The 22,627-nt window shown below is 64.6% G+C and carries 14 protein-coding genes and 1 pseudogene; 4 read left to right on the forward strand and 11 right to left on the reverse strand.

The features are described 5' to 3' along the window. Positions 1-181: 181 nt before the first annotated feature. The 3 genes from QVN30_RS03005 to pheS all read right to left on the reverse strand — a co-directional run bounded on the left by QVN30_RS03005 (position 182) and on the right by pheS (position 4,743). A complete protein-coding gene (locus QVN30_RS03005) occupies positions 182-1,000 on the reverse strand; it encodes a hypothetical protein (RefSeq protein ID WP_289835404.1) in 819 nt (272 codons plus the stop codon). Positions 1,001-1,092: 92 nt separating this feature from the next. After that, entirely contained in the window at positions 1,093-3,558 is a 2,466-nt protein-coding gene (gene pheT, locus QVN30_RS03010; protein ID WP_289835405.1) for a phenylalanine--tRNA ligase subunit beta, read from the reverse strand. A gap of 108 nt (positions 3,559-3,666) precedes the next feature. After that, positions 3,667-4,743, reverse strand: coding sequence for a phenylalanine--tRNA ligase subunit alpha (gene pheS, locus QVN30_RS03015; RefSeq protein WP_275051856.1), 1,077 nt, complete (start codon positions 4,741-4,743; stop codon positions 3,667-3,669). Between the two features lie 512 nt (positions 4,744-5,255). On the opposite strand from pheS, the gene QVN30_RS03020 reads away from it, so the two are divergent. Together QVN30_RS03020 and QVN30_RS03025 are read left to right on the forward strand one after the other, a co-directional pair. After that, positions 5,256-6,782 carry a carboxypeptidase M32 gene (locus tag QVN30_RS03020; protein WP_289835408.1) on the forward strand — a complete coding sequence of 509 codons (1,527 nt, stop codon included), beginning with the start codon at positions 5,256-5,258 and terminating at the stop codon, positions 6,780-6,782. A gap of 242 nt (positions 6,783-7,024) precedes the next feature. Next, on the forward strand, positions 7,025-7,969 hold the full coding sequence (locus QVN30_RS03025; RefSeq protein ID WP_204564968.1) for an SPFH domain-containing protein: 945 nt from the start codon (positions 7,025-7,027) through the stop codon (positions 7,967-7,969). Between the two features lie 116 nt (positions 7,970-8,085). Here QVN30_RS03025 and QVN30_RS03030 read toward each other — a convergent pair whose 3' ends face one another. The 4 genes from QVN30_RS03030 to rfbB all read right to left on the reverse strand — a co-directional run bounded on the left by QVN30_RS03030 (position 8,086) and on the right by rfbB (position 13,868). Further along, positions 8,086-10,260: a DUF4012 domain-containing protein gene (locus QVN30_RS03030; RefSeq protein WP_289835410.1), complete on the reverse strand. Its 2,175-nt coding sequence runs from the start codon at positions 10,258-10,260 to the stop codon at positions 8,086-8,088. Between the two features lie 278 nt (positions 10,261-10,538). After that, positions 10,539-11,879, reverse strand: coding sequence for a phosphoglucosamine mutase (gene glmM / locus QVN30_RS03035; RefSeq protein ID WP_289820507.1), 1,341 nt, complete (start codon positions 11,877-11,879; stop codon positions 10,539-10,541). A gap of 269 nt (positions 11,880-12,148) precedes the next feature. Continuing rightward, on the reverse strand, positions 12,149-12,706 hold the full coding sequence (locus tag QVN30_RS03040) for a VanZ family protein (protein ID WP_204587265.1): 558 nt from the start codon (positions 12,704-12,706) through the stop codon (positions 12,149-12,151). A gap of 142 nt (positions 12,707-12,848) precedes the next feature. Continuing rightward, positions 12,849-13,868, reverse strand: a complete 1,020-nt coding sequence (gene rfbB / locus QVN30_RS03045) for a dTDP-glucose 4,6-dehydratase (protein WP_289835411.1) — start codon at positions 13,866-13,868, stop codon at positions 12,849-12,851. 559 nt (positions 13,869-14,427) lie between these two features. Here rfbB and QVN30_RS03050 point away from each other — a divergent pair. Both QVN30_RS03050 and QVN30_RS03055 read left to right on the forward strand, forming a co-directional pair. Beyond that, a complete protein-coding gene (locus tag QVN30_RS03050; protein ID WP_289835413.1) occupies positions 14,428-16,677 on the forward strand; it encodes an S-layer homology domain-containing protein in 2,250 nt (749 codons plus the stop codon). 154 nt (positions 16,678-16,831) lie between these two features. Further along, entirely contained in the window at positions 16,832-18,112 is a 1,281-nt protein-coding gene (locus QVN30_RS03055; protein WP_289835415.1) for a DUF8462 domain-containing protein, read from the forward strand. Positions 18,113-18,416: 304 nt separating this feature from the next. Here QVN30_RS03055 and QVN30_RS03060 read toward each other — a convergent pair whose 3' ends face one another. The 4 genes and pseudogenes from QVN30_RS03060 to QVN30_RS03075 all read right to left on the reverse strand — a co-directional run bounded on the left by QVN30_RS03060 (position 18,417) and on the right by QVN30_RS03075 (position 22,544). Beyond that, positions 18,417-19,163 (reverse strand): ATP-binding protein, encoded by a 747-nt coding sequence (locus QVN30_RS03060; RefSeq protein WP_289835417.1) that lies wholly within the window; start codon positions 19,161-19,163, stop codon positions 18,417-18,419. A 1-nt stretch (position 19,164) separates the two neighbouring features. After that, positions 19,165-20,727 (reverse strand): annotated as a pseudogene (istA, locus tag QVN30_RS03065) (IS21 family transposase). 152 nt (positions 20,728-20,879) lie between these two features. After that, complete coding sequence (locus QVN30_RS03070; protein WP_289835422.1) at positions 20,880-21,281, reverse strand: hypothetical protein; 402 nt, start codon at positions 21,279-21,281, stop codon at positions 20,880-20,882. A gap of 3 nt (positions 21,282-21,284) precedes the next feature. Then, positions 21,285-22,544, reverse strand: a complete 1,260-nt coding sequence (locus QVN30_RS03075) for a nucleotide sugar dehydrogenase (protein WP_289835424.1) — start codon at positions 22,542-22,544, stop codon at positions 21,285-21,287. Positions 22,545-22,627: the final 83 nt, after the last annotated feature.

The following is a 22,627-nucleotide window of genomic DNA, read 5'->3' on the forward strand; positions in this document are numbered from 1 at the left end:
TGCGATTTTAGAGTGCCATTTCTCCCTATGCGCCATATCCCTCAACAAACGCCCAGTTGAATCCTGCGGTTTTGTTGAGGGGTGTGGCACCTGTGGGCGAGGGGCACTCAAAAATCGCACCAGACTCGATATTCATGGATTTTGGGCCGCCCCGGAGTGGCAACGCGCACGGGCGCGGCGGCTACAGACGCTCTTCGAGGGCGCGATCGGTCGTGTCCAGGACCTCTGCGAAGGTGGTTTCGAAGAAATCCTCGGTGAGCAGCTGATAGGGAGCGTGGTCGGGAGCCCCGTTGGTGCGCACGATCTCGTGCGCCACCACGATGGCGTCGTGCACGTGCTCGCGCGCGATCGGATATTGGGGAAACTCGGCTGCGGCCTGCAGCAGCGCAGGCGTCTCCAGCGGAATCGAGACGATGGGCAGCATCTTGCCGAACCCGTCGAAATCTCCCTGCTTCTTGATACGGAACTGCTCGCTCGGCTTGCCGCCGTGCGCATCCAGAAACTCGTTGACGCGGGTGTTCCACAGGTTGTCTGCAACCAGGTGCGCCCAGGTGCCGAGCAGATAATCGAAAAGGGTGCGCTCGGGCCGTGGCGCGGAAGCGCCCTCGCATTGATCCCGCTCGACCGCGGATGCATCCTGCTGACCCTCGAAACGCTGGGGGAAGTGGATGCGGTCTATGGCCTCGCGCTCCTCGACGATACTCATCGGCCGCACGAACGCGCAGCTACGGTCCTCGTCCGACAGCAGGGCGGCCTGCGGAACGACATAAGTGTCCCAGAACTCGCGCTCACGCGGCTTGGGGATGAACGCGGGCGCGGCAAAATGCGTGGTCCGATACGGAATGGGCTTGCCGATGCCGGGAACCATATACCCCACCATGATGTCGGGCACGAGGCTGCCGAACAAAAACGCGTTCGCGTCTCGAACCGTGCGGGCCACCGCACCGCCGCGCTCAAGCAGGCGCTCGGCCTCGGCGATATGAATGTTCCAGCTGGGCATAGGGTGCGCATCCTCCAAACGAACAAGGGTCCGCGCCAGGCACGGACCCCCTCAGTATAAAAGACCAATGCGTCAACGCGCCGCGGCGATAGTTAAGACCTGACCTCGCCGCCCGTGGCCTTGCAGACCTTCGCCACGAGCTTGGAGTGGGCGCGCTCGACCTCCTCAGACGTGAGCGTATGGTCGTCGGAACGATACGTCAGCGCGAACGCCATGGACTTCTTGCCCTCGCCCACGCGCACCGGGTCGCGGTACACGTCGAACAGGCGCACGTCGGACAGCAGCTTGCCGCCGGCGCTTACGATACGACGCTCCAGATCCTCGCAGGTCACGCCCTCATCGACGACGATAGCCAAATCGTGCTCCACGCTCGGGAAGCTCGAGAACTCGTGGTAGGCCTCCTGGTTGCGGGCGCCTCGCAGCAGGGCCTCGAAGTTGAGCTCGAAGGCGACCACGGGAAGATCGATGTCCATGGCCTCGCGCGCATCGGGGTGGATCTCGCCGACCCAGCCGAGCACGGTGCCGCCGGACAGCACCTCGGCGCCGCGACCGGGCTGCAAGAACGCGTAGCCCTCGCCCTCGGCGGGACGGAAGCGCACCTTCTCGACACGCAGCTGGGCAAGCAGCTCCTCGACCACGCCCTTGCCGTCGAAGAAGCGCAGCGGCGCGAACTTCTGGTTCCACGTCACGTCGCCCATGGCGCCGGACAGCACGCCGGCGACGCTCACGTTCTCCTTGGGCTTGCTGGCGTTCTCGCGGCCATGGAACAGGCGGCCGATCTCGTAGAGCTGCACGTTGGCGGTACCGTGGGCCTCGTTATAGGCCACGGAGCGCAGCAGGCCCGGCAGCAGCGAGCGGCGCATCTCGGCCTGCTCGGCGATCAGCGGGTCCATGAGCACGACGGGAAGGCCGCGACCCTCCTCCGACATACCGATCTTCTTGAGGTCGTCGGCCGCGGCAAAGGCGAAGGTCGTGGTCTCGTTCAGGCCGCAGGCGCGCAGAATCTGGCCGATCTTGCGGGTGAGGTGCTGCTCGCGCGTCAGGCCGCCGATGTGGTTCTTGGCGGCAGGGATGGTCGCCTCGACGCGGTCCATGCCCCACAGGCGCAAGATCTCCTCGATAAGGTCGATCTCGCGCGGCAGGTCGGGGCGGAAGCTCGGCGGCACGACGCGGAATACCTGCTCGTCTTCCCCGTCAGCGCGAGACACCGTGCAGCCCAGGCGGGTCAGGGCGCGCTCGATGAACTCGGGATCGATGTCCGCGCCGCAGATGGCGTGAACGCGCGCAAGGCGCAGCGTGAGCTCGGGCTGCTGCTTGGGCGCGGGATAGAGGTCCACGTAGCCCGGAGCGACCTCGCCGCCGGCGAGCTCCTCGATCAGCGCGCACGTGATGTTGGCCACGTCCACGCAGCCGGTCTCGTCAACCTGGCGCTCGAAGCGGATGGACGCGTCGGAGATCAGGGACAGGTCGCGGCTCGTGTGCGAGGTGCGCCCGGCATCGAAGCAGGCGCTCTCGACCATCACGTCGACGGTGTCGTCCTCGATCTCGGAATCCATGCCGCCCATGACGCCGGCCAGCGCCACGGGGCGCTCGCCGTCGGTGATGAGGCTCATGCCCTCAGACAGCGTGCGCTCGACGCCGTCGAGCGTGGTGAACGTCTCGCCCTCGCGCGCGGCGCGCACCACGACGGAGCGCTTGCCGTCGCGTTCGGCGAACGTGGACAGGTCGAATGCGTGCAGCGGCTGGCCGGTGAGCATCATCACGTAGTTCGTGATGTCGACGATGTTGTTGTGCGGGCGGATGCCGAGCGCGTTCAGGCGCTGGACCATCCAGTCGGGGCTGGGGCCGACCTTCACGTTGCGGACGATGCGCGCGACGTAGCGGCTGCACATACCCTCGCCATCGAAGGCGACCGAGATCTCGTCGGCGGTCGGACGGCCGACCTCCTCTTTGATCTGGGGGTACTCGACATGGTAGTCGCGGTCGTAGATGGCGCCGACCTCGCGCGCCATGCCCACCATGGACAGGCAGTCAGGGCGGTTCGGCGTGATCTCGCAGTCCAGCACGGTCTCGGAGGTGCCCTGGTACTGGGCGAACGGCACGCCCACGGGCGCGTCGGGCGGCAGGATCATGATGCCGGAATGGTCGCCGGACAGGCCCAGCTCGCGTGCGGAGCAGTTCATGCCGAACGACACCACGCCGCGCAGCTTGGACTTCTTGATCTTGACGCCGCCGGGCAGCTCGGCGCCGATCAGGGCGGTCACGATGTGATCGCCCTCGTTGAAGTTCTGGGCGCCACACACGATCTGCAGCGGCGCGGGCGCGCCGTCCTCGCCGAGATTGAACTCGCCCACATCGACCTTGGTGACCCACATATGGTCGGAATCGGGATGGGGCTCTTTGGAAACCACCTGGGCGGTGACGACATGGTCGAAGGACTCGCCCACCGTATCAACGGACTCCACCTCGGTGCCCGTGCGAATGAACTCGGCGACGAGATCGGCAGGATCGGACGGCAGCTCGATCATCTCGCCCAACCAACTATAAGGAACGCGCATTGCGATTTCTCCTTTATGACATGTAGAACGGTTTCGGCTTTCGCATGAACGGTCTCGAACAGGCGCGACGCCCAGGGCGTCGCCCGGGACCGGCTTGGGAGGGCTTCCCTAGAACTGGTTCAGGAAGCGCATGTCTCCCGTCATCAGCGTGCGGAGGTCGGGCAGGTCGTAACGGAGCGCCGCCACGCGCTCGACGCCGATGCCGAAGGCGAAGCCGGAGTAGCGTTCGGGATCGATGCCGCAGTTCACGAGGACGTTGGGGTCGACCATGCCGCAGCCCAGAATCTCGATCCAGCCGGAATGCTTGCAGAAGCTACAGCCCTCGCCGTGGCACACACCGCAGCTCACGTCAACCTCGCAGGAGGGCTCGGTGAACGGGAAGAAGTGCGGACGGTAGCGCGTCTTGCGCTCGGAGCCGAACATGCACTTGACGAAGTAGTCGAGCGTGCCCTTGAGGTCGCCGAACGTGATGCCCTCGTCCACCACAAGGCCCTCGACCTGGTTGAACTGCGGCAGATGGCAGGCGTCGGGGGTGTCGGGGCGGTAGACCGTGCCCGGGGCGATCATGTAGATGGGTGGCTTCTGCTCCTCCATGGTGTGCACCTGCACGCCCGAGGTCTGGGTGCGCAGCAGCACGTCGGACTCGCCGTGCGCGTGCTCCTCGGCATGCGCGCAGGTGCCGGGCGCGTTGTCGACCACGTAGAACGTGTCGCGCGCACTACGGCTGGGATGGTCCATCGGCGCGTTCAACGCGGTGAAGTTGTAGAAGGTTGTCTCCACGTGCGGACCGTCCTCGACCGTGTAGCCGATGCCGCAGAAGACGTCCTCGATCTCCTCGATGATCTGGTTGATGAGGTGCTGATGGCCGATCTTGGGACGCGCGCCGGGCAGGGTCACGTCAACGGCCTCGGTCGCCATGAGGTTGCGCATGGCCTCGCGCTTGAGCGCGCCGCCGCGGCGCTCCAGCAGGCTCTCGGCCAGACGGCGCAGCTCGTTGGCGCGCTTGCCGAGCACAGGGCGCTCCTCGGGAGCCACCTTGCCCATCATGTGCATGACCGAGGTGATCTCGCCCTTGCGGCCGAGCAGCGCCACGCGCGCCTGCTCGAGCGCATCGACCGTCACGGCGCCCTCGATCATCTCCTTTGCCTTGGCTTCGAGCTGGTCAAGGTCTTCAATCAGACTCATGAAACATCCCTTCTCAATAAAAAACCGTCCTTGCACGTGGGGAAACCCCGTGTGCAAGGACGGACAGATCCGCGGTACCACCTTGTTTGGCTGCCGGTTGTCGCGCCCGGCATACCCTCTTTTGCCCGATATCGCCCGGGCGGGCGGCTTCCCTACTCAGCTGCCGTGTTCCGGCACGTCCGTTCAGGTCGCTGCTCGGGAGTGAACGCTGTGTCCTTGCCCACGCAGGAAGGCTTTCAGCCGGTGACCTTCCCTCTCTCTGCGGGACGCGGCGGGCACAACCCTCTCCGTCAACGCGTTGAGGGCAAGGATAGCACAAGCGCTTGCCGCAAACCCGCGCAAGCGCACATTCCACGCTTTTCGGCGCTTTTTGGGACGGGGCCCTTTTGACCAGAACGCGTGTCGCGTGCGCGGCAGGCCGGATGCTTACCGGTGTTTTGCCATAGGCTTACGAAGCCGATACAGCTACACTTGTTGGAACACTCAATCGCACGGAGGATGAGGAGAACGCGATGGGAAAGGCAAAGATCAACACCCACAAGCTGGGCAAGAAGCTGCGAAAGCTCGAGCGCAAGCTGTGGACCTACGAGTACCTGCTCAAGATAAGCGAGTTCGACGGCGCCACCGTGGCACCCGAGAACGGCGCCGCGGCTCGCGGTGAGGCCCTGGGCACGCTCGCCGCCGCCCATCACAAGCTGCTCACGAGCGACAAGGCCGTCGAGCTCGTCCGCGCGCTCGAGAAGGCGGCCGCCAAGGACAAGATCACCGGCCAGCTCGCCGACGAGGTCCGCGTGCTCGCGCGCGACCAGCGCGAAGCGCTCGTCATCCCCACCGAGGAAGAGGAGGCCTGGACCCGCCTGATCTGCGAGGCGGATGCCGTGTGGCACAAGGCAAAGGCTGCCAACGACTGGGCGTCGTTCGAGCCCTACGTCGACCGCATCGTCAAGACCTGCAAGCGCCATGCGGGCTATCTCGATCCCACGCGCGACCCCTATGACGTGCTGCTCGACCAGTACGAGCGCGGGCTCACCTCCCAGGCCTTCGACGCGTTTTGCGACCAGGTGCGCGCAACCGTCGTCCCGCTCGTGCACGCCATCGTGGAGCACGGCGTGCAGCCCAACGCCTCGTTCCTCCAGGCGCGCATCCCCGAATCCATCCAGAAGGCGATCTCGTTCGACCTGATCGACCTGGTGGGCATCGACCGCGCCGACACCGCGCTCGCCTTCACCGAGCACCCCTTCTCCGAGGGCTTCGCAGTCGGCGACGCGCGCATCGCCACGCATATCTACGAGGACAACGTCATCTCGAACGTCTACTCCATCATCCACGAGGCGGGCCACGCCATCTACGAGCTGGGCGTCGACGAGGCCTACGCCTACACCTGCCTGGCGGGCGGCACGTCCATGGGCATCCACGAGAGCCAGTCGCGCTTCTTCGAGAACACCGTCGGCCGCAGCCGCGCGTTCATGGGCCCGCTGCTGCAGATCCTGCGCCGCCGCATCCCCGCCATCTACGACAGCGTCTCCGAGGAGGAGCTGTACCGCGCCGTCAACATCGCGAAGCCCTCGCTCATCCGCACCGAGGCAGACGAGCTCACCTACCCGCTGCACATCATGATCCGCTACGAGATCGAGCGGAAGCTGTTCTCCGGCGAGGCGACGGCGCGCGACATCCCGGGCCTCTGGGACGAGCTGACCATGAAGTACCTGGGTATCGAGGTGCCCGACGACACGCACGGCTGCCTGCAGGACACGCACTGGTCGGGCGGCAGCTTCGGCTACTTCCCCACCTATGCGCTGGGCAGCGCCTACGACGCGCAGTATGCGCCTGCCATGGCGAGCGCCGGCATCGACCTGGAGGCGGCGTGCGCCTCGGGCGACCTGGCGCCGGTGCGCGCATGGCTCGAGCAGAACATCTGGCGCTGGGGCCGCGGCAAGGATGCGCCCGAGCTCATCGAGAACGCCTGCGGCGCGCCGTTCGACGCGACGTATTACTGCGACTACCTCGCCAAGAAGCTCGGTGCGCTCTACGCGCTGTAATGTCTGCGTTTCGATTTTGACGCGGGCGCGCCGCAGAGGAACCTCCCTGCGGCGCGCCCGCGTTTTTCATGGGCGCACTTGATGGGCAGCGCGGGCCGTCCGCCTCGCTCGCGCCATACCGCCTCTCGGCACCGTCCGGCACCGTCCGATACCTCGCCGCCCTCCTTTATCCCAAGCTTGCGATTCCCCTGCGCCCGGATGGGGTATCCTGCCTGTAAGTTCATCCGTCGAAAGGAAACGCCATGTTCGGCTTCATCCTCATCGCCGTGCTCGTCCTGCTCATCATCAGCATCGCGACAGGCAACCTGTTCTTCGTGGTCAAGCAGCAGCACGCCGTCATCATCGAGCGCCTGGGCAAGTTCAACCGCATCGTCGGCGCGGGCTTCCACGCCAAGATTCCCTTCATCGACCGCAAGGCGGCCACGGTAAGCCTGCGCACCATGAAGAACGGCTTCGATATCGACGTCAAGACCGAGGACAACGTCACCATCGGCCTCGAGGTCTCTGCGCAGTACCACGTGAGCTACGAGCTCGGCAACGCGCCGCAGGAATCCGGCGTGTACAAGAGCTACTACATGCTGCAGCAGCCCGTCGCCCAGATGCGCGACTTCATCACCGACGCCCTGCGCAGCTCCATCCCCGTCTACACCCTCGACGAGGTCTTCGCCAAGAAGGACGACATCGCCAAGGACGTGAACGCCACCGTCTCCGAGCAGATGGCGGCCTACGGCTTCACGCTCGTCTCGACGCTCATCACCAAGATCGCGCTGCCCGCTGAGGTCGAGAACTCCATGAACCAGATCAACGCCGCCCAGCGCACCAAAGCCGCGGCGCAGGACCTGGCCGAAGCCGACCGCATCCGTCGCGTCACGGAGGCCAAGGCGGAGGCGGAGGCCATGGAGCAGGCGGGCGAGGGCATCGCCAACCAGCGCAAGGCCATCGCGCTGGGCATCAAGGACTCGCTGGAGATCATCCAGGAGACCGGCGTGGGCAACGACGAGGCGAACCTGCTGTTCATGTTCACGCAGTGGACCGAGATGATGAACGAGTTCGCCAAGAGCGGCAAGAGCTCCACCGTGGTGCTGCCGAGCGATTTCCGCCAGTCGGCGAGCATGTTCGAGCAGATGATCGCGGCAGGTGAGGCTAACGACGCCGGCAACGTGCCGCCGGTGACGCCTGAGGACTAGCGGCTCGCTCGCGCGCCCAGCCGGCCGCCCCCACACGAACGCGCAATGCAAAGGCGCCCCGTCCGGATCGCTTTCCGGACGGGGCGCCTTGTTGTACCGCGTGTGTGCGGAGGACTCTACAGATTCCCCTCGCGTGCATCCTGGCAGGTCGGGGTCACGCGCATCTGGAGCTCGCCTGCCGCATCGGAGGGAACCGTGATCGTGTAGGTCACCGTGCAACTCTCCTCGTCATACAGGTCGAGCATGCCGTACGTGACGTTCAGCCCGTTGTAGGTGCCTTCCTTCATGGTCATGTCGGCCTGGCCGTTCACCTGCACGTTCACATCGGAGATGGTACCGCCCGCAGGTGCGAACAGATAGACGATGTAGCGCTCGAGCGGCACGAGCTGGATCGAGCCGTCGTCCATCCACTTGTTCACGCCCACATACCCCGGCAGGTTGGCCGCCTCCGCCTCGGTGCAGGTGTTGGCGATGTCGACCGTGACGTCGTAGGTCGTGGTGCCGTCGCCGCGCTTCATGCCCGAGGAGACGTCCACGTTGAGGTCGAGGTACCAGTCCATCTTGGAATAGCCCACGTTGTTGAGGTAGACGCCGGCCTCCGGGACGCCGTCGACGTCGCCCGCGTCGGGCAGCTCGTTGGCGATGCCCATGTCCTCGATCGCCTGCTCCTCGTCCGCGTCCTCCATCCAGACGATGAAGCGCCCCTCGTCGCAGCCGCGCGCGAAGACCTGCACGAGCCCGGCCATGTCGGCCTCGCCGATGCCGGACAGGATGCGGTCGAAGGCCGCCTGCGCCACGCTCGCGAAGATGGCGTCGGACTCCTCCTGGGGGTAGTTCCAGTACACGTCGTGCATGAGGACGGTCGCCGCGTTCGTGCCGTCCACGGCCGTGCCGTCGGGCAGCGTCACGCCGCCGACGAGCCCGAGCAGGTACTGGAGGAACACCGGGTCGAGCGCAATGACGCCGTCGACGTGCTGACCCATGCCGGCCTCCCACAGCTGGCCGATGATGGAGGCGGCGCGCGGGAAATCGGGGATCATGGTGGCGTCGCCCGTCACCTTGCCCACGTTGCCGGTCATCTTGTTGAACAGGTTATTCTCTTCGTCGGTAAGCAGGACCTGTTGGTCATCGGACACGCGCAGCGAACCGCGGAAATCGCCGATCTCCATCTGGCCGTCCGTGATCGTGATGACGCCCTGGGAGCCGCCCAGGCCGCCGTTCGCGCGGATCTCGACGTTGTTCTGCGCCATGACGAGGTAGCTGCGGGTGCCTTGCGCGCCCAGCATGGCGGGCAGCACGGGCGAGAGGCTCTCGCTCGCCTTGACCGCGCCATCGAGCACCGCGAAGCCGTCCTTGGCGGTCTCGACGAGCTCGGTCACCTGCGCGACGTGCGTGTCGCCGATCGCCTGCACGCGCCCGTTCGCGCTCCCGAGGACCTCGGCGCTGTCGGCCAGCGCGTCCACGACGGCGCAGACGGCCGACACGTTGATGCTGCCGTCGGCGAACAGCCTGCCCGGCGTGGCGCCGGCGAGCTGCTCGGCCATGGGCACGAGCGCATCCGCGGACACCTCGGACAGCACCGAGACGAGCTCGCGGGCGGCAGACACGTCGGAGCCGACCACGGGGATGACGGAGGCCGCGGCCCAGAGGGGACCGGAGGTCTCGGCCTCGATGTCGGCGCACAGCGCCTGGAGGCGCGCCGCGTCGTCGGGCAGCGTCGAGAACTCGCCAGAGGTGACCTTGTCCTTCACCGAGTTGACGATGCCCACGGCCTCGCCCGCGCGGTCGCGCACGGACAGCGCGGAGCGCGCGAGCAGGGCGCCCGAGACGCCGAGCGCGACCACGAGCAGGACGACGACGGCGATGACGGTGCGGCGGATGCGGCGGCGACGGCGGTCGCGGCGGCTGTGGCGGCGCTTGACGAGCCCGTCGTCGGTGCGCGAGCCGGCGTCCTCGCCGTAGGGCAGGCCGAAGTCGTAGAACTCGGCGCGCTCCCCGGAGGGCGCACCCTGGAAGGCGGTCGGCTCCGAGGAGGCGTTCCCCCGCTCGGTCTCGATGCGGCCGACCGGCTCGGTGTAGGGGCCGTCCTGGGGCGCGGCGCCCTGCGCGGGGCCGGCGGCGCCGGGGCGCGGCCCGGGCGCGCCCTGCGTCTGGGCCTGCTCGCGGCTCTTCGCCGCGAGCGCGATGAACTGCATGGTGTCCTGCGATGCGCCCGCGCCGGGCCCGGCGGCCGTGCGGCGGCGCGGCGGACGCTGCGGACCGCTGCCGTTCATGTCGTTCGAATCTGCCATATCGTCTCCTTGTATCGCACGCACGAGTGCGTCTGTATTCGCCCTTGAAAGTATAGTTTATGCAAACTTGCAGCTACTAAACTCCAAATGAGCTACAAGGGGATGCATGCAAATTGGGGACGTACCTTCCGCATGCACTTTTGCAAATCGGGGACACCCCTTCGATGGGTTGGTCGGGGATGGCACGCAGCCCCGCACTCTGTGCCAAAACGCAAATCGGGCGTCCCGCCACCGTGCGGGACGCCCGATACAGACGCCTATGTATCGACGGTTTTCGCCTACTCCACCTTGAACGAGTCGAGCGCCTTCAGCGTGAACGCGCTCGCCTCCTCGCACAGCTCCTTCGTCGGCGCCTCGGCGAGCACGCGGACCAGAGGCTCGGTGCCGCTCGCGCGCACGAGCACGCGGCCGCGATCGCCCAGGAACTCCTCCGCCTGCTTGACGGACGCCAGCACGCCCTCGTCGGCCATCGCCGCATCGCGGTCGGTCACGCGCACGTTGGTAAGCAGCTGCGGATACAGCTTCACCGGCGCGCACAGCTGGGACAGCGTCTCGCGCTCGGCGCGCAGCACCTCCATCACGCGCAGCGAGGTCATGATGCCGTCACCCGTGCACTCGATGTCGCCGAAGATGATGTGACCGGACTGCTCGCCGCCCAGGCTGTAGCCGTTGGCGCGCATGCAGGCGTACACGTGCTTGTCGCCGACCGCCGTGGTCTCGTAGGACAGACGCGCCTCGTCGAACGCCTTGAACAGGCCGTAGTTGCTCATGACGGTCGGGACCACGGTGCCGCCGGTCAAACGGCCGTGCTTGTTGAGGTAGACGCCGCACACGTACAGGATGAGGTCGCCGTCGACCACGTTGCCGCGCTCGTCCACGGCAATGCAACGGTCCGCGTCGCCGTCGTAGGCAAAGCCCACGTCCAGACCCTGCTCGACCACGTGACGGCGCAGGCGATCGATATGGGTGGAGCCGCAGTCGACGTTGATGTTGAAGCCGTCGGGGCTATTGTTGATCACGCGAACGTCGGCACCGAGCGCGTCGAACACGGGCTTGGCAACCGAAGACGCGGAACCGTTGGCGCAGTCCAGGCCGATCTTCACGCCCTGCAGCGAGAAGTTGGCGCTGGAGATCAAGAAGGCGATGTAGCGGTTACGGCCCTGCATGTAGTCGATCGTCGCGCCGATGGAGTCTCCGGTGGCCAGCGGCACGTCGCACTTGCCGTCGATGTAGTCCTCGATCAGCTCGAGCACTTCCTCGTCCATCTTGTAGCCCTCGCCGTTCACGAGCTTGATACCGTTGTCGGTGTAGGGGTTGTGGGAGGCGGAGATCATGATGCCGCAGTCAAAACGGCCGTCGACCGTCTCGTACGCCACGCCCGGCGTGGGAATGACGTGCAGCATGTACGCGTCGGCACCCGAGGCGACAAGGCCCGCCACCAGCGCAGATTCAAACATGTAGCTCGAACGGCGGGTGTCTTTGCCCACGACCACGCGCGCCTTGCGCTCCTGGCGCGCGCCGTAATACCAGCCCACATACCGTCCGATCTTGAACGCATGATCAACCGTAAGGCCCTTGTTGGCTTCTCCACGGAATCCGTCGGTGCCGAAATACTTCATGTACGGTCCCTTTCGCAGAATGGTGCGACCAGCGGACATGCGACCGCGGCGCAATGCATTGAAACTGGCGTGCGCCAGCGGCTCTATTGTAGCGTTGCGGACGCATTGGCCCAAACGGGGCAGCGTCAAGTTATCGAATCGTTTATCAGTTGGGAGAGAGGCACCCTAGGCGCATGCTGGGGACGACCAAGATGGCTGATCGGCAAGCGCGCCAGCGACGCAGCGTCGGAGGTGGTCATGTCGTGCGTTCCCGATAGGCATTCCCCGGGTCAGCCGAAATGGGCGCCGCGCTTTCCCCGGTGCGCCATCAAGAGGGCGGCGGGGATGAACACCAAGGCAAGCGCAAGCCCGTAGCCCAAAGCGTCGAAAAGAAGGTCGGTGACATCGAAATGCCTACCGAGGACGAACAGCTTATGGGTCTGGTCGAACAGCGAGCAGGCGACGCAGACCGCCAGGGCGACCGTCGCCCGATGGTTCAAGCGCTTGCGCCGCTTCAAGGGAGAGCTGTCGCTTCGCGGCACGTACAGAAGCGCCGCCAAGCTCACAAACAACCCGAGCGCGAAGAACTCCGCCGTATGGGCCCACTTGCGAATGCCGGCGACAGCGAACAGATGCGAGGCGACTTTGCGGATCGTCGCCTTGATGGTCATCCAGATCGATCCGCCAGCCGCGGTCTCGACCGGCGTAAGCTTCTGCTCGAAGAAACCGGAAAGGGAGGCGCTTTCCTGCGGCCCCTGCACGGTAAGGGCGAAGATGGCCGCGAACGCGACCACGCCGAGCGCAACGCAGGCAAACCAGATACAGCGTTTTGTGCGATGGGAAATCATACAGCTCCTCACCTCTTTTCAGTTTCTTGCGACTCGCGTTCTGATACCCACTCGACCGCTCCCCGGGATGCTCTACGCAAAAAGCCCGCAGACGCGACGCCTGCGGGCTTTTCGGTTTTGGGGGCTATAAGGTTTGCCCGCCTTACTGCCCCTGCGCGGCGTAGCGGGCCTCGGCGGCGTCCTTGGCGGCACGCCACCAGGACTCGTGGTCGCGGTACCAGGCGATGGTCCGCTCCAGGCCGGCGGCGAAGTCGGTGTGCGCCGGCTCCCAGCCGAGCTCGCGGCGGAGCTTGGTGGGGTCGATGGCGTAGCGGCGGTCGTGGCCGGGGCGGTCGCGGACCCAGTCGAAGTCGTCCTCGGGCCTCCTCATCGCGCGCAGGATGGCGCGCAGGACGTCGATGTTGCTCCGCTCGCCGTCCGCGCCGATCAGGTAGGTCTCGCCGATACGCCCCCTGGTGAGGATGGTCCAGACGGCGGAGCTGTGGTCCTCGGTGTGGATCCAGTCGCGGACGTTGCGGCCGTCGCCGTAGAGCCTGGGGCGCACCCCGTCCAGGATGTTCGTGATCTGCCTGGGGATGAACTTCTCCGGGTGCTGGTAGGGGCCGTAGTTGTTCGAGCAGTTGGAGATGGTGGCGCGCAGGCCGTAGGTGCGCACCCAGGCGCGCACGAGCATGTCGGATGCCGCCTTGGTGGAGCTGTACGGGGAGCTGGGATGATACGGCGTCTCCTCGGTGAAGCGGGCGGGGTCGTCGAGCGCCAGGTCGCCGTAGACCTCGTCGGTCGACACGTGGTGGTAGCGCACGCCGAACTTCCTGCAGGCCTCGATGAGCGCGAAGGTGCCCTCCACGTTGGTCCTGAGGAACGGCGCCGGGTCGGCGATGGAGTTGTCGTTGTGGGACTCCGCGGCGTAGTGCACGACGGCGTCGTGCCCCGGGACGAGCTCGTCCAGAAGCCCTGCGTCGCAGATGTCGCCCACGACGAGCTCCACGCGCTCGGGGTCCAGCCCCGCGATGTTCTCGGGGTTGCCCGCGTAGGTGAGCTTGTCGAGCACCGTGACGTGCACCTCCGGGTGCTCGCGCGCCACCCAGCGCACGAAGTTCGACCCGATGAAGCCGCAGCCGCCGGTGACGATGATGTTTTTCGGCTCGAAGATCTCCGACATTCCAGCCATCCTTCCGCTGTATTGTTCCACCCCGTCACTCTACACGAACTATCAGCCCGCTGCAGCGGGAAGACACATGGCTTTGCATTCGTAATGTCGGAGCGGGAATCCTCCCAGCCGAAAGGCCCACAATGGTCTACGAAACATGGAGCGTGCAGGGGCCGTGATAGAGGGGGTCGACAACACGGCACGCTGAGACAACCTCTTAATCGCGCCTTTGATAATTTGTGGTCGTTTAGACATCCTATTTTTGCATTGAGGCACCTGCGCGTGGCAGGCCAACGCAGATGGAAGATCACCGCGGTAAAACGCAACCCGCCGGCATCCCGGCAACCTTCTTGCCGAAGCAATCGAAACATCTAGATTGCAGCGTCACATGGCGCGTCAATCTGCATGGAGACACCCCGAGCAGCGCCAAAATCGTGTGGATGTTGCGCAACAACTTCGAATCAACAGCCCCTACCATTAAGGAGATCTATAAGTGACACCTCGGATATACCGGAGTCACCGGAACATGCCCGAATGGCGCAGGACAAGGCCTAAAAGGGAAGGAGACGCCATGCAACGCAGCCGTATAGACAGATCCGCGATTCGGAAAGCATCTGCCGCGCTTGTGGTGGCAGCCCTTGTCGCTGCGCCTGCTATACCGGCTGCAGCTACGGAGCTGCCGGCAAACTCAGTCGACGGCCTAGGGGCTACCGGTCAGTCGATTGCCGCAGTGCCCGCCGAGGCGACGGAAAGCGGGCTTGATCTTCTGGCTGCCGACAACGCACCCAAGTACGACTACCAGGTGTACTATCTCGATGGGTTGGGCGACGACTGGTACAACAACGGCACCATGCGCTACATGTACGTCCGCACCGACAATCCTGAGGCGGACTTCAAGTTCGATCTCGACACCAGCAAGGCGACTTATATCACAGCGTTGCAAGAAGGGCAGCTCCTGGACGTTGAGGATTTAGGCCGGTCGGTCAACTGTCTACGCGTCACCGGAGGCTATATCATCGCCCAAGCGTTCGAGACCGATTCAACCGGTCCCCAGACAATCAAGCTGTATGAAAAAGACGGATCGAGATACGCGCTCGCCGCTACGTTCACCGCCAACTTCATCGACTATGATGACGCGGTTGACGAATGGGTGGATGAGGTAATCGCAAAATATACAAACACGACCATGAATCCTCTTGAGAAGATGCAGGCAATTTCGTCGGGACTGTACAAGGTCTTCACCTATCCTCCGAATTACCAAGGCAGGCTTGCGAGTTTAGCGACCCGACCCTCGGAACCGTTTTTCGTAACCGAACGCTGGGACTCCCTGACCTCTCCGACCATGTTGTGCCTTATCGCCGAACGTATCGGCGGCTTCGACGAAATCGTCAACTGCTATTTCGCATACGAACCGGGTTCTGCTGATTGGCATAACTATCATGCTTGGTGCAGAGTAACCTATAAGGGCGAGACGGCGTGGTGCCTAGCGTGCCCACCAATAAGTACCGGAACAGTCAATCCGAACACCACCGAAAAGATCGATTTCGGCAACCTCAATTCGCCCGTTTTCGATGCGCCTCGTGATTTCAAGGTGTCGGAAGCCACCCAACCCGCGGAGTATTCAATCTCGGTCGTCTCTCCCCACGGTTCGGTGCACCTGACACGCGGCTACACCGCCGTTTTTGGGGAAAACGTGAGCTTCACCATGACGCCTGATAAGGGCTATGAGGTTTCTTCCGTTTCGATTGCCACCGCTCATGGTAGGGAGGTCAAGGCTTACGGGAGTGGTGATGCCCGCTCGTTCACCATGCCAGACGGCGACATTGTGATCACGGTGGAATACCGAGCAATTGCAGATGATGAGGCTGCCCAGCCGATCGATGTCATCGAGACGGCCAACTGCTCGGTGCAGCACCCAATTGAGGCAAAACCGGGCACAGAGGTCACCCTCTGCGTGCATGTCTACAACGGCTGCAGTCTTGATGCGGACGGCATCACCGTTTTGGACGACAATGACAATCCGATTGCCGTAACGGATCGCGGAAACGGAGACTACTCCTTCATCATGCCTGAAGGGCCGGTCTCTGTGAGGTGCATGGCCACCAAAGACACAGCTGACGACGAAAACGAACCGGATGACGAGAACAAGCCCGGGGACGAAGCAAATCCGGGCGATGAGAACACGCCTGGAGATGAGGGCGAACCCGGCGATGAGGAAGCCCCTGATGATGGAAACACGCCTGATGACGAAGCGCCGGACTATAATCTCCAGCAGTTTAGCGATATCGACGATGATGCGTGGTACTACGAATCCGTCGGCTGGGCCGTCGAAAACGGCATCATGAGAGGATATGCAGGGACTGACAGGTTCGGCCCAGATGACACCATCACGCGCGCGCAGATGGCAGGGGTCCTCTACAACATCGCGGGCAACCCGGAAGTCGACCCAACTGTTATGAATCGCTTCAGCGATTGCGAATCCGGCGCATGGTATGACGACGCCGTCTCGTGGGCGATTCAGCAAGGCATCTTCTCCGGCTACGAGGGGACCGACAAGTTCGGCCCAGAAGATCCCATCACCCGCGAGCAGATTGCCGTTGTCCTTTGGCGTCAGGCGGGCGAACCGGTGAGCTCGGGCAACCTTTCCGGTTTCCCGGACGGCGCGGACACGAGCTCCTGGGCGAGTAACGCGATGTCCTGGGCCGTCGACACGGGCCTCTTCCTTGGCGATGACTCCACCGGCGAGCTCAACCCCGTTGACAACCTCACCCGTGCTCAAGCCGCAGCTATCATGATGCGCAAGTCGGCCGAGCTGCGATAGCCATACGACTTCGTCGAGATGTGCGGGCGGTGGGTGCGCCATGCGGTGCGCCCACCGCCCCGCAATCAGTTTCGAGTATGAATTCGATATTGTGCCACAGAATGCCGACCTCCGAACCATCCGGTCTCCAAAAGCATCTCGTTGTCGTGAAGACATGGCGCAACCCGTCAGGACGTTCTTCCACACGTACACATTTCTGGCGACACGCGGGACAAATGACAAAACTCCCAAACGATGCCAAAAGTTGCAAAAGATGCCAAAAGATGCAAAAATCGAAATGGGACATCGCTCGGAGCATGCCTGTGCCATGCAAAACGGAAGGAGCGACATGACGGCATCGAGAAACCCATTTACCCCGACCTTTGGTGTTGTGCCTTTCGTCATGGCCGGACGCGACGAGCAGATAAGCAATATCCTGAATGCGCTCGATAGCGGCCCGGGCGATCCAAATCTCTCGACCATCTTTATCGGCGCTCGCGGAACGGGAAAGACCGCGCTGCTCATGTACCTCGCGCGTCAAGCTCAGCAATACGGCTGGATCGCCGTTAGCGTCTCCGCTCTCCCGGGCATGTTGGAAGACATATATGAGCAAAGCCTCGAGAAAGCGCGGGAGTTCGTCTCGTCTGAAAACCAACATCATCTGACGGGAGTAAACGTCGGAGGTGTTTTCGGCGTTTCATGGGAACGTTCGTCCTCGGAAACCGGTAATTGGCGCACGCGGATGACCCGTCTGCTTAACGAACTTGAAGAACACAACGTGGGGCTTCTTATCACCGTAGACGAGGTGCGCGTGACTCTCGACGAAATGGTCGCGCTGGCTGCCACATATCAGCTGTTCGTTGGAGAGGGCAGGCGAATCGGGCTCCTTATGGCGGGCCTCCCCCATCAGGTATCCGCACTGCTGCGTAACGAGAATATTTCGTTTTTGCGCCGAGCGGTCCAGTATCACATGGAGCGCATTCCGGACTACGAGGTCATCGATGCGCTGCGCAAGACGATCGAAGCGGAGGGCCGCACGGCATCCGATCAAGAACTGGCTCGAATGGCCGAAGCATCGCAGGGCTTCCCGTATATGATTCAACTCGTCGGGTCGAGGGTCTGGTCTCAGCACCCCGAAATGAAACGCATCAGCACCCAAGACGTGGAGCGCGGCATCGACATGGCGCGCAACGACATGCGCACGCGCGTGCTCGACGCGACATATCGGGAGCTCTCCGAAGGCGACCTGCGCTTTCTCGAGGCGATGCTTGAAGACGAAGGGGCCAGCCGCGTGTCCGATATCGCGCATCGCCTCGGGGTCTCAAGCGGCTACGCCGCACAGTACAAGCGTAGGCTGCTCGAACAGGGCGTCATCGGCGAGCGCGGCCGCGGAATCGTCGACTTCGACATCCCGTTTTTCAGGGAGTACCTTGAGGGGATGAGGGGTAGCGAGTGACGGAGGCTGTCTACTGGCCGGGAGTAGCGCGTCGCGCCTCTGGGAGCAGTGGTGTCGGACTCCGCTTCTCGTAGCGCACAGCGGAGCAGGGACCCTCTCAAATCCGGAATCGATTCCGGATTTGAGAGGGTTATAGCAGGGTTGAGCGACGTTGATGCGCACCTCGTTAACCGCATCGCCATCAACGATTGAGTATTTGCCCCGCTGAGCACCACAGATTATCGCGATTCAGCACCGGCAGCATTGCGAATCGGCACCGGCCGCGGCATGGGTCGGCACCGCGGCCGGCGCCCGCACAAGAGCTCTAGCCCGAGTCTCCGCCCAGCTTCCTCCTCATGTTCATCTCGCCCATGCCGACCCATGCGGCGCCGTGGACGATGCGGTCCATGATGGCGTCGGCGTGGACCCCGCCGCCGAGCCCGGCGTGCCAGTCCCTCTGGCGGAACTGGGCGCAGAAGACGGTGGACGCCGTGCCGTAGCGGGCCTCCATGAGCTCGAGCGGGAAGCCCCGGAAGAGCTCGTCGGGGCGGTCGAGCAGCCACTCGTCGGGCACGAGGACCTGGAAGGCGGCGTGCTTCCTCGTGATCTTGCGCTCGCCGCCGGGGCGCTCGCGCGCCTCGCGCCACAGCTCCTCCAGGTCGGGGCAGCGTATGTAGCAGGCGCGCATCCGCCTCTGGCACGCGGCCTTGGCGATCGCGCAGGCCAGATAGGTTTTGCCCGTGCCGGTCGGGCCCTGGAGCACGACGCTCTGGCCGCGCTCGGCGAAGCCGCACGTGGCGAGCTCGGTGATCTTCAGCCGGTCGAGGCCGCTCTCCTCGGAGAAGTCGATCGACCTCACGTCGGCCTCGGGGTAGCGCAGGTTGGCGCGCTTGGTGAGGTTCCTGACCTTGGACGTGACGAACGCGGAGTGGGCCTCGTCGACGGCCATCTGCACGCGCTCGGCGCAGGTCATGCCCATGCACATGCCCTCGTCCTGGGCCTCCAGCGCGTCCAGCAGGTCCGATGCGCCCATGTCGCGCAGCTTGCGCTTCGTCTCCACCGAGAGCTCCATGCTACGCCTCCTCCCCGTAGAAGTCGGCGCCGCGCACGTAGCCGGCCCCGTCCTCGCCCGGGCCGCCGTCGTCGGAATGCGCCCCGTCGGCTCCGTCCTGGTTGGTCTCCAGTATCGGCTTCAGGTGCCTGTACCTGGGGGACGGGCGCCCGGACGCCAGCGCCATCTCGCACGCCCTCTCCAGCCTCGGCCTCGTGTAGCGGTGCCCGGGCCTGAGCACGGCGAGGGCCGCGCTGAAGCCCTGCTCCTCGTGGTCCACGCGCCGGAAGATGCGGTCCACCACCTCCCTGCAGGACGGCCCGACGCGGTCGGCCCAGCGCCGGATGCGCCCGGCGTCCCAGTCGGAGTACGACCTCCCCTCGGGGAGGTCGCCGGCATGAGTCGAGTAGCGGTTCCTCGCGAACGACGGGAAGAGCGGGTGCGTCGCCAGCCGCTCGCCGGCGAGGAATATCTCGACCGTCGTGTCGGTGACCCTGAGGTCGACCGTCTTGCCGACCGCGAGGTGGCTCACGGAGTAGTAGTTGCGCTTGTACGCGACGTGGCAGTTGCGCTGCACCTTGCGGCCGTAGACCCACTCGCAGACCTCGTAGGGCACCGCCGGGAGGGGGCGGAGGAGCGGCCTCTCCTGCTCCTCGAAGACCTCCCTCCGCGTTCCCTCGCGCTTGGTGAACGGGCGGACGTTGTGCTCCTCCAGCTTGGCCGCGACGGCCGCCTTCAGCTGGTTGAAATCGGTGAAGACCTCGTTCCTGAGCGCCGCGATGATCTCGATCGCGGCCTGCCACACCTCGTTCTCGGCGCTCGGCTTGTCGCGCGGGGTGGCGACGCGCGCGGGCATCACCGCCGAGCCGTAGTGCGCGGCCATCTCGCGGTACGCCTCGTTCAGCTCGACCTCGCCCTCGCGCGGGTGGGCCCTCACGCCGGTCCTGAGGTTGTCCGGCACGATGCAGGGCGTCGAGCCGCCCATGTAGGCGAACGCGTGCACGTGGCAGCGCAGCCATGTATCCTCTCTCATGCCCGGCGTAGGCTCGACGCAGGGCAGCGGCTGAAGAGCAGGCAGGCCACGAACGGGAAGACCTTGGAGACCTCGCCCGTGGCGGGGTCGACGAGCGGCATCGTCGGCCTGCGCCCGGTCGACCTCAAGAATCCTGCCGGCCCTGTGCCCGACGCGGCTCACGACCTGCCTCCTCACCGTGAACCCGCGGTAGCGCTTGCAGAAGCGGTCGCAGGGCATGAAGGGCCCGCCCTTCGACCTCTGCTCGTCGCGGCACTCCCCGTGCAGCCGCTTGAGCGTGACCCCGACCCGGGCGAGCTCGCGGTGCACGCGCTCCCAGTCGGGGTCCGGGTAGACGTCCCGGTCGCGGACCTTCTCGGGGAAGAGCGTGGCGCAGACCTCCGCATCCGACATCCCCTCGGCCTCCGCCCAGCCGATCCCCGCCGCCTCGGCGGCCTCGGACACCGCCTGGACGCTGTGCTTCGACATTCCCTGCGACCTCGCGATCGCGTTTCGCGACATGCCCGACTCGAGCAGTCGCAAGACCTCCCTGGCCCCGATCTTCCTCGCCATGTCTCGCCTCCTTCTCTCTCGGTTGCATGGCGAGCCGAGCGTAGGCGGAGGCGGTGCCGAACGGGAATACGGCTGGTGCCGAACGGCAATATCGGGCGATGGATGGAGCGGTGCCGAATCGCGATACCGAGGGTGCTAACAGGCGCGATTACTCACTTGGCCTTGCGATACCCCTCCCTATCCATGATGCGTTCGATCAGTTTGAGTTCATTTTGGAAGGCAGAGATATAACCCTGATATAACCTGCGACTCGCGAGGCTCCGCTCGAGCAAATTCGTCACGTACTCGCAAAGGATAACAAGAAGCTCAAGGTCGACCCCATCGTCGGGCTCGGGAAAGTCAAAGCCGTACCGAAAGTCGAAATCACTTAAGCTAACGGAAGTATCCCCGAAGAAATCGGGCGTAAAGATCTCATCAATCACATCCCAAGCGCTCATCGACACGAACCCGTTGTCAAATCGGCTCGAATTCCACATGAAATCAAAGAGATTGATGTAGTCCCGCATGATATTAACCTCAGAAGATTCGAGCGCATCGGCGAAATCGCGGCGCATATCCTAGTCCCTCCGGAACAGGTCGCGGGTGTAGACCTTGGCCGCCACGTCGACGAGCTCGTCGCTCCAGCGGTTGGCGACGATGAGGTCGCAGCGGGACTTGAAGGAGGCGAGGTCGTGCGTGACCTCGCTCCCGAAGAACTCCGGGGCGTCGAGCGTGGGCTCGTAGACCACCACGGGCACGCCCTTTGCCTTCACGCGCTTCATGATGCCCTGCACGCTGGAGGCGCGGAAGTTGTCCGAGCCGCTCTTCATGGTGAGGCGGTAGACGCCCACGGTCGGGGCGGGGACGCCTCGGTAGACGAGCTCGTTCACGCGCCGGAGCACCTCGTCGGCCACGTGGTCCTTGCGGGTGCGGTTGGACTCCACGATCGCCGAGATGAGCGACTGCGGCACGTCCTTGTAGTTCGCGAGCAGCTGCTTGGTGTCCTTGGGCAGGCAGTAGCCGCCGTAGCCGAAGGAGGGGTTGTTGTAGTGGGAGCCGATCCTGGGCTCCAGGCACACGCCGCGGATGACGTCGGCGGTGGAGAGCCCCCTGGCCTCGCAGTAGGTGTCCAGCTCGTTGAAGTAGGCCACGCGCAGAGCCAGGTAGGTGTTGGCGAACAGCTTCACCGCCTCGGCCTCGGTGGGGCCGAGGACGAGCTTGGGGATGCCGACGGTGCCGTCGGGGTTCTGACGGGACCTCTCGGCGGGGTCCGCCCCCTCCTCGAGGAGCGCCGCGAAGCGCCCGGCGGCCTCGACCGCCTCGGCATCGCCCTTCGGGGCGCCCACCACGATGCGGGAGGGGTGCAGGTTGTCGTACAGGGCGTGCCCCTCGCGCAGGAACTCGGGCGAGAAGATGATCCTCTCGTCGCCCCTCTCGGCCCGGACGCGCTCCGTGTAGCCCACCGGCACCGTCGACTTCACGACGATCCATGCGTCTTCGTTCACGGCCCTCACCGCGTCCATCGCGGCCTCCACCGCGGAGGTGTCGAAGAAGTTGCGCTCCGGGTCGTAGTTCGTGGGCGTCGCCACCACGACGTACTCGGCGCCCGCGTAGGCCTCCTCGGGGTCGGTCGTCGCGACGAGCGAAAGGCGCCGCCCCCCCGACGCCGCCTCGGCCAGGAACCGCTCGATCTCCGCGTCCCGGATGGGGCTCTCGCCCCTGTTCACTGCATCGACCTTGCCCGGCACGACGTCCAGCGCGTGCACGTCATTCCCTTGTGCGAGCAAAACAGCGACCGACAGCCCGACGTAACCTAGGCCTGCGACAGCGACCTTCATAACGTATCTCCTTCTATTCCTATGTCAAACAACCCGCTCCGACATACCTGTCGAAGCAATCTTTTGCCCATTAGCTGGCGAAA

The sequence above is a fragment of the Collinsella ihumii genome (assembly GCF_030385545.1).
Classification (GTDB): Bacteria; Actinomycetota; Coriobacteriia; order Coriobacteriales; family Coriobacteriaceae; genus Collinsella; species Collinsella ihumii.